Below are 8,756 nucleotides of genomic sequence, written 5' to 3'. Positions count from 1 at the left end.
AACCTGCGGCTGGAGGGCTGCTCGAACTGGGTGGCGCGGCACACGGCCTCAGCGCAGGACTGCGAATACGAGGTGGCGTGGTCGAACAGCTATCGGCACGACATCCTCTATGACGCCACGGCGACGCGCTGCGGTAACACGGTGCTCAACCGGCATCGCGCGCCGGCCTCGCGGCATCTGCGGCTGCTGGGGGCGGTGCCGAATGTCCGGGCCGCGGCCTTCCGGCAGAGCAGCACGGAGATCGGCGTGGAGGGGCTGGCCACCATCTCCCTCTCCACCACCACAGAGACCACCCTGGCGGGGCTCTCGCTCAATGGCGCCACGGGCCTCGCGGCCACCAGCCGTGGCCTGCTGCTCGACGCCAATCGCGGCCTAGCCTTTGTGCTGGACACCCAGGCGGCGAAGGAATTCGCGCTGGTGCATAGCCTCGCCGGCGGTGCCGATGGCGGGCGGCTGTTTCTCCGCACCTTCAATGCCGATGGCAGTGTGCGGGAGAATATCGCCGGAGATGTGCTGGCCTCGCTGACCACGCCCGTCTGGAACATCCCGTCGAAAAGCTGGACGGGCGGCGCGGCGATGGCCGATGCTTCGCTGAACCGGCGGATGACGGTGCGCGTGGCGGAAGCTGTGGCCGCGGCGCAGATTGGCCTTGTTGGCTTTGACGGGCCGATCGAGATCGAGGCGCTGCGGCTTTACGGTCTGCCGGAGCACGCGCCGGCACTGCTCTGCGGCACGCCGGCACTGCCGGTGGGGCAGCGGGAGTTAGTGGCCGAAATCCCCTGGGACCTGCCGAGCCTGGCGCCGGGTGCCACCAGCCTGCTCGACGTGACGCTTCCCGGCGCGCGGCAGGGCGATCTGGTGCAGGCGGCGCTGGTGTCATCGACGCGGTTCATCGAACTCGATGCGGCGGCCTGGACCAACAACACGGTGCGGGTGATGGCGCGCAACATGTCTCCCAGCGCCACCTTCGATCTCGTCCCGGTGACGCTCTCGGTGCAGGTGACGGAGCGGCGGGTGGGGTGAGGGGAGGGGAAGGCAGGGCTTGCTGCGGCAGGCGGCAGCGCTGAAACTGCTCTTTCTGGTCTTGAACCGGGCCGAGAAGGAGTGGACCATGCCGCCGCGGGAATGGGCCATGGCCAAGGCGCAGTTCGCCGTCCTTTTCGGCGAGCGCTTCACCCGGGCCATGGTCTGATCATGTGCAACCGCCCCGCTTTACACAAGATTTCTGATGGTCTCAGCATCGCCAATAATGCCCTGGTCCAGAAGAGAAATGGATTGGTATGACGCAGCATGGCAGGGGCACTTGAAGATGAGCTGTTTTTTCAGTGCTTGGGGCCGGGATTGGCTGAGCCTGTTATCCCTGGGATTGGTAGCGCTGGCCCTCGCTGGCTGTGGCAGAACCACGGATGCTGCCGGCCCCCTTATGCCGCCGCCAAGCCAGGAGTCGCGCTGCGACTTCACGAGCGATGTCGAACTCCACGATGGAGCCTTTCAAGCGGCCGATGAGGGCTTCATCGCCGCTGCCGTGCGCCAGATGCGTGCACTCGGCTCGGACAGCATCTCCATCAACACGCGGCTGATGCCCCCGGACGACCGCACCCAGGCGCGCAGCTTTGCGGACCGCATCAAAGCACACATCGAAGGGCTCGGCGTTCCGCCAGAGCAGATTCTTGTCAATATACGAAATTTCGTGGGTCGCGATCGGATCGTAACCCTTTTTGTATGCACTACTGAAATGTATTTTGTAGGCAAAAGGCGCGGTCCGGAGTTTCCTGATCTTCGGGTTCCGATCCGCGTTGCTGGGCAACGCTTTGCCATTCCACTGCGCTACATGAGACCGGGCTATTGGAACAACGTCCCCATCAGTGACCGGCGCGACACGGATACTGCCGCTCTCAGGGTGCGCTGGCCAGGCCTCGGCGATATGCTGCCGCCAAAGCCTCCTCTGTGCGACACGCCCGGCGAGGACGTGGAAGGCTGCACCTATCTCATCCCCGTGGAGATCATTCCCACTTCCATCCCGGCCGATGCCGTGGACCCCTGGCGCTACCGTCCGGAGCCCGGCTACGGCGCAGGCGAGGCATATTACGGTGACGCCCGAATTCTCTGCACCTGGTTCGAGGCGCCCGGCGAGGGCCGAGGCGGACGTGCTGCCGCGCCGCTGATTCGCGGGCCCGGCTCCTGCTCGGTTCATGCGCCGTCCATCGCACCGGCGCGCATCCAGATAGGCATACCGGGGGGCCTGATCGACCAACGTTGGGAGATCGCGCGGACTGTGGCTGATTTCGTAATGTCATTCGCCGCTGCGCCGGCAGCGGCCGGCGCGCGCCCTTGAAAGAGGGAATGCGGCTGGAGGGTCCTGGAGCGGCGGCAAGGTCGCGCGCGATGCCCTCAGTCTTGATGTTCGGCCTATGGGTGCTGATCGCGGGTCTGGCAGGCTGCAGTTTGGGGGCTCGATCGGGGCGTGCAGCCGATTGTTCAGCAGGCATGGAGTTACCTCTCGAGGCGATAGCTCGGGTGGCACGCCTTGCCGGGGCGCATGAGTTCACCCTGGAGTTGCCGCATGGCTATAACACGGAGATCGGGAAGTGGGGTTCAACCCTCTCGGGCGGCGAGGCAACAAGCGCACTGGATGATGAAAGCGAGCGCATCGTGCAGGAGAATATGCGCGCCATGGCACGTGGGCGGACGGTGCTGATCATTGCGCATCGCTTGGCGGCGGTGCGTGAGGCGGATTGCATTATCACGGTTGAGCATGAACGGGTGACCGAGGATGGAATACATGACAAGCTTGTTCAAGCCGGAGAATGGCATTCTGTTTTTTTGGGGTGCAAAAGTGGGCTTTCTTGGAAAAAAATTCAATACGGAGATTTATAATGAATAAAAAAATCCGAATCACGAATTTTTTCCAAAAAACAACAAGTAGAATTTTTGCGTATTTTTTTATTATATTTTCAACTATGATTATTTTTCCCATGAATTCATTGCAGGTAATTCCATCTCATGAATTTTTAATTAATTTAACTTCTTTTGTGTTTGGGATTTTTTATTTTTGTTTATTGGTGATTTTTTTCTATAAATTAAAAAATAAAATACTAATATTATTTTTGCCTTTCGCGGTTATTGTTGGCATTTCGAATTCTGCAACAGAAATTCTGCAAAAAATCTACATACGCGTCAATTATGAGATGGTTTTAGATTTTGTTAAATCGGGCAAATGCGATTTATTATCGCGTATTTGTGTTCAAATGATCAGCGAGCAAGGTTTTGCAGGATACAACAACTTTCAATATTTCATTTACAATGAAAATAATAAATTAGAGGGAGATTTTATTTTAAATGTAGGTAGATTGGCGGGGATTAAAAATTATCAAAATGAGTGCGCGAATTACATTTGGAATATGCATTCAAATTTATATTTCATGACATCAGCTTGCTAACAGCTGGACGTCTCCAGAAACCTCTCGCGCTGGCTTCCCGTTGCTGATTCACTGGCGTGGCGATGCGGGCGGAGGTAGCGATGGCGGGGCAACCAGGAGTCTTCGACCTATCGGATTGGCTAGGGGCGCACCTACTCCGGCGACATCAGCCGGGCCTGGTGGCCCTGGTCGCGCAGCCTACGGCCGAGGTGATGCGTTCCGCAGCAGGCCTCCATCGCCGTCACGCAGCTCGGCAGGCCTGCCGCCAGCTTGACGACACCCTCCCGCTGCAGCCGCCGTCGCAGGACCACCCGCCCACTGGCGTCGAGCCCCATCACGCTGCAGCTGTTCTTGCCCAGGTCAATCCCCAGAACCGCGATCTGCATCGAACCAGCTCCCGTCCCTCAGCTTGCCCTGCCAGCGTACCGCGGCAGGGAAGAGGGGCGGGCCATCCCATAAATTCCTGACAGTCTCCCCACACTCATCGCGAGCTGAACTCTCTGTTCTCACTTCTGGACCGACCCGTTCGTGCCACCTTTCCTGCTCTTTGGCCCCGTTGCAAGGGCGCCGTTGCTCGACGGCCGAGCGCGCAGCGGAAGGTTGATGCCCACCACCTGCACATCATCGACCTCTGGAAAGCTTGGAGCGATTAGCCGCCATCGGGCCGTCAGCGCTTCAACAAGGCCATCGAAGTCGACGCGGTTCCCATCCGCCACAGTCCAAGCCTTCTCGGTCCCGTTGTGTACAAGCACGAATAAGCCGCGGCGGGATCGAGGGTCTCTGAGGTAGTCCCCACAGAGCTGGTTCTCCAACCGCTCCAGAAGCTTTGGTCCTGTCCACCGGTCAGCCAGCTTCAACTCGGCGGGCACAGGCGCGTCAAAGCCGTTGCCGTGAAAGCGCAAGTCCGGCCGTTTTCCATCTGCCAGTTCCGACTCCTGCGGAACGTCGTAGCGTCCGCGCGCGCGCGACCGCAGCTCCCGCGCGAGAAAGTTCCGCATCTCGGTCTCCTCTGTGATTCTGAGGAGTACAGGGGCAAGGCTTTCGTCGCCTCCTTCCAAATCGGCCTTCAGATCGAGGAAGTGCAGCAGGACGAGGTCGGCCAGTTCGCGGTGATCGCGGGGCGTGCGTTCGAGGGATTCAGCGAACTCACGAACCTGGGCTGCCTTCCACGGCGAAAGGTCACCATCGGCCTCGGCTCTCCGCCTTGCGCGCTGCATGAGGTATGGCCGCAGGCTCTCGTCGGGATGTGCATCCGCGAGCCTCGAAAGGGCAAGAAACGTCGCCTTGCCAGGTATCCGGTCGAGTAAACCAAGGAGACCCTCCCGGGCATCTTGTGCGTCGTCACGCAGCTCCGGTGAGTAGACACCGCCACCGATGCGGTCGATGTCCTCACGCCGCCGGATGTGCTCGTGCATCAGCGCGTAAAGGTCGCCAAGATGCTTGGCGCTGATGAAGTTCTGACGAGGCTTGATCCCTCCATCCCTCCGTCCACCGACGAGGTGGGTGACTGCGTGCATCGCAAAGCGGGTGCGATCTGCCGGGTCGTTCAGTCCGCCGAGATACGCGCGAAGCTTTGGGATGCCCTGCTCCGGATCGGCACCGATCAACGAGGCAAACCACACGGCACGGCACTCCATCGAGGCGCACTCATCGATCCCGCGCGCGGCGAGGGCCGCTATGACTTGCTCCGACACCGTCGAGCCATGGACGATGATCAGCAGCTTCTGCAAAGAGTCCGCGCGGCGAGGGGCCACCGTGCTCAGTAAGGACACCACGAGGGGCCCCAAAGCGTCCCAGCACCACATGCCCGACCACGCCACGTCGTCGAGGACGTAGTGGAAGGGTTCGTCGGGCTTCTCGGTCCTGGCCTGGTGATCAATCTCGCCCATAATGACGCTGAGCACAGCGTCTGGATGAGCGGTGAATAGACCTGGCAACCACGGTGGGAAGCCGTTGAGCTCGCCCACAGCATACCGCGTCGCCCGCTTTGCCTCGTCTTCCGACAATCCTTGTGGCCACGTCTCGCTGTCGCGAGCCTCCATAGCTAAACCGGCCAATCCGAAGATATGCGCGGCAGGGGTTGAGTTCGGGGTTCCTCCATCTGAGCGGGGGCGCGGGTCGTACCGTCGCCAGAACCCCTTGGCACCATCCCTGAATGCCTCGGCGACCGCTGTCCCAAACTCCTCCATCAGCGTTTCCCAGTTGCCGTCCGTCCAGCGTCCCGATCTGTCTTCGTCCTTCCGCAAGTGATTCAAGAGGTACCACTGGTCCTGCGACACGGCGGAGGGATCGGTGAAACCTGGGTCGCGGATGCGTTCCACGTTCCTTTGCAGCCCGTCCTGCCATGCCTGCCTATTGCGTACCTCTTCCAGGCGACGTTTCTCCTCCTTCCGCTTCCACGCCGCCTCATGCTTGCGCCATTTCTGAACCTGTTCGGTCTCGGGTGGCGGATTGAAAAACGCAGCGAGCGTGCTTTCCAGCAGCACATTGCCGGCGGTCGCCGCGGCCAACCGTTCGGGCCATAGTTCCGGGCGGCCTGCGTCGTTGAAGAGAGCAAGGGCGGCGGTGAGAGCTACGGCGCGGTCGTCTTCCAGAGGGCGTGTAGCCGTCTGGTCGACAAAGTAGTCAAAGTCTTTCTCGCTGATTAACCAGAACCCAGTGTTCGGCCAGACGTCTCGAAAGTGCCTTACGGTCTCCGTGGCCTCTCCAGGACGCGGGTCTCGGGAGGCCGCGACCTCATGCCAGAACAGACTCCGATTGAGGGCATCCCACATTTTCACAAGCCCCCCCAATTCGTACCTGCTTTTATCCAGATCGTGGTGGCGACGCCTCACCAACCCCACCCGGCGGAGTAGTGCCAGGGCCGTATCTTCGAGGAGTGTCGTGTCCCGTTGGCCGGCTAGGCTGGCGAGCACCTCAAAGGCGGGTACCGCGAGCCATGCCCAAGACTGCGAAACCGGGCAGTAGGGCGCATCGATATGCGGCTCCTCCCCAAGGAAGTCACCGAAGGCAATGGTCAGCTTCTGTAGGAGCGGGAGCGAGGCGCGCTCGATCCGTCCCTTGAGTGCGTCGACGAGGCGGTCGACGGTATGCCGTTGCGGCTCGGCCGCGGCCCGCAATGCTGCGACCAGCCATTCAACGTCGTCTGCCGCGGAGACGGTCGCCGTCACGAGTTCGGCAAGGAGATCCCGATCGACGGGCACGCCCTCGGTCAGAATTTGGCTTCGGATCTCCCGCAGGTCAGCGGATGCACCGATGGCCTCGAGGGCGCGAACGGCTACGACCCGAGTGTATTGTGACCCATCGGTTCTCAACGCAAGCGCTCTTGCCTCCAGTCGAAGGTCGGGGAGCGGGCCAATCCAGATCATCCGGCAGAGGAAGGAGAGAACCTCCTCGCTATCGGCGTGGACTTGCAGAAGCTCCCTGATCGCATCCACGAGGTCGGGGGCGGCGAAGCGCTGGACCGTCGCGTAATCGGCAAACGTCCGGGGCGTGCTGGTTGCAGCCAGGCCCTCGCAGCATGCGCGCAGAATCCTCTCGCGGGTAGGCTTGGGGAGCTGGCTCGGATCGCCGCCTTCGAATAGCACCTCTGGCGCGACCCGAAGCAGTCGATCACGGATCCGGTCGTCGAGTAGGGCCAGCCAGGGTAGGACCGGCCTTAGGGCCGGAGTGATGACATCGAGGTCGTATTGGCTTCTGAAGAAGAGAGCCTCGATCTTGGTCCTCGACGTTTCGCGCCGAAGGAGGCTGCCGAACCACTCTGCCGCAAGGTACTCGCGCGCCTCGCGATGGTGAAATCGCACTGCGCCGTAGATGGCCTCGTCAAAGAGCGGTCTAGCCAGAAGGGCACCAAGTTCCCGCGCATTCCAGTCGGGGAGCACGGTCTCCAGCCGCAGGCCATGGCCGCTCGCGGATCCGTCGGGCACCTGAATGGTGGCCTCGTGCGCAAGAATGCAGGCTGCCGCGATGAGCGCAGCGGCCGCATGGACGCGGTCCGCGGCGAGCGGTTGCCATTCGGCACGGGTCTGGTCCCGCTCCTCTAGCCGCCGCGCCACACTGCTCTTGACGAGTTCGAGCCTGCTGCCGATCCGCCCGTGCGTGAGCCAAAATTCGATGAGTTCAACAAGATCTTGCGGCCGGCGGGTGTATGCCCAAGCGTCCTTCCGTTCGACTGCAGCAAGGAAAGGATCGAGATTTTTGATGCCACGAACTAGCGCAAACTTCGCGATGCGCGCCGAGTCGAGATCGTCGATGGTAACAATCCGGAACCGCGGCCGCTCACCTTCCTTATCAGGTGCAGTTGCAATGTCGGGTGGCGAACTCGACCCCACGTCGTCCGTCTGCGCTACTCCGGCGACGCGGCCCGCGGCGGGCGGCGGGAGCAGGCGCTCACAGAACTCCAAGTCCGTTTTGGGCCGCCACGCTGAGATGCGGCTCGTGATCAGGAGATGAAGCCTGTCCTCCGCACCACGAACCTTCGTCGCAAACTTCCGGATGGCTCGCTCGAAGTCGCTCGGACCGCGTAGGCGGGCCTCGTCCACTGAGTCTAGGAGGACCCACGCCTCGTCCTGCGAATTCTTCCAACGTTCAAAGTCATCCAGGTCGCCGATCTCGAACGCTGCTTCAAGGCCATCGGCGACATGCTCAAGGCGTAGGAAGAATGCGTGATCGCCGCGATCGCGCCATCGCGTCGCTGCGTGACGAATCTCCTCCGTCTTTCCCGCGCCTGCCTCGGCGAGCAGCACCACCCGCCGTTCCATTCTTAGATCAGACCATGTAATCGATTGCCCCCGCCGGAAAGCCTGCGACACATCAACATCGTCACTTTCCCGAGCATAATCCGAAAGCTCGTGAAACGAGCGGTCAAGGTCAACAAAGCCGACCCAAGAGTCGTCACTCATGGGCGGATACGATGCTTAGGCAGTGGCGCTGGCGCTGTGGGCTCGCAGAGCGTTGTTTTGTACCCCACCATTCTGGTCCGAGGTCCGGCATTCGTTGGCTGTTCCTACGCCTGCGCCGCGTCAAAAGGGTTCAAGGTCTGCACCCCGAGTCCGCTTACATCCGCCGTATTGCGGGTGACCAAAACAAGATCGTGCACCTGTGCTGTGGCGGCCAGCATGGCATCGATGACCGGTACAGAGCGCACGGCCGACATGCGCCCCCATGCTTCGGCGACAGCAAGATCAACACCGATGATGCGGGCCCCGAAGGCATCAGCGACGTCGTGCAGCCAGCGTTCCAGCGTCGCCGCTTTCGCAGGATCTCGGGGGCGTACCCCTTCGATGCCACGGCGAATTTCCCCGAGTGTCAGCACGCTCAGGAAAAGATCTCGCTCCT

General features: G+C 61.3%; 5 protein-coding genes and 3 pseudogenes. 5 read left to right on the top strand and 3 right to left on the bottom strand.

Going from position 1 to position 8,756, the window contains the following annotated elements; translation table 11 throughout:
- The 5 genes and pseudogenes from NON00_RS23105 to NON00_RS23085 form a co-directional block, all read left to right on the top strand.
- Positions 1-1,023, top strand: a pseudogene (locus tag NON00_RS23105) (hypothetical protein); the annotation flags it as partial.
- A 34-nt stretch (positions 1,024-1,057) separates the two neighbouring features.
- Positions 1,058-1,192: pseudogene (locus NON00_RS23100) on the top strand (IS256 family transposase); the annotation flags it as partial.
- A gap of 78 nt (positions 1,193-1,270) precedes the next feature.
- Entirely contained in the window at positions 1,271-2,335 is a 1,065-nt protein-coding gene (locus NON00_RS23095) for a lipoprotein (protein WP_256025140.1), read from the top strand.
- Positions 2,336-2,517: 182 nt separating this feature from the next.
- A complete protein-coding gene (locus NON00_RS23090; protein WP_305123528.1) occupies positions 2,518-2,877 on the top strand; it encodes a hypothetical protein in 360 nt (119 codons plus the stop codon).
- 98 nt (positions 2,878-2,975) lie between these two features.
- Positions 2,976-3,440: a hypothetical protein gene (locus NON00_RS23085; protein WP_256025139.1), complete on the top strand. Its 465-nt coding sequence runs from the start codon at positions 2,976-2,978 to the stop codon at positions 3,438-3,440.
- Between the two features lie 134 nt (positions 3,441-3,574).
- Here NON00_RS23085 and NON00_RS23080 read toward each other — a convergent pair.
- The 3 genes and pseudogenes from NON00_RS23080 to NON00_RS23070 all read right to left on the bottom strand — a co-directional run.
- Positions 3,575-3,805 (bottom strand): annotated as a pseudogene (locus NON00_RS23080) (IS110 family transposase); the annotation flags it as partial.
- Between the two features lie 120 nt (positions 3,806-3,925).
- Positions 3,926-8,320, bottom strand: a complete 4,395-nt coding sequence (locus tag NON00_RS23075; protein WP_256025138.1) for a hypothetical protein — start codon at positions 8,318-8,320, stop codon at positions 3,926-3,928.
- Between the two features lie 104 nt (positions 8,321-8,424).
- The coding region (locus tag NON00_RS23070) for a type II toxin-antitoxin system VapC family toxin (RefSeq protein WP_256025136.1) at positions 8,425-8,756 on the bottom strand (332 nt) is incomplete at its 5' end.

Source organism: Roseomonas sp. GC11 (genome assembly GCF_024437745.1).
Taxonomy (GTDB): domain Bacteria; phylum Pseudomonadota; class Alphaproteobacteria; order Acetobacterales; family Acetobacteraceae; genus Pseudoroseomonas.
The sequence above is the reverse complement of the archived record's forward strand: the minus strand, read 5'-3'. Positions and strand labels throughout refer to the sequence as shown.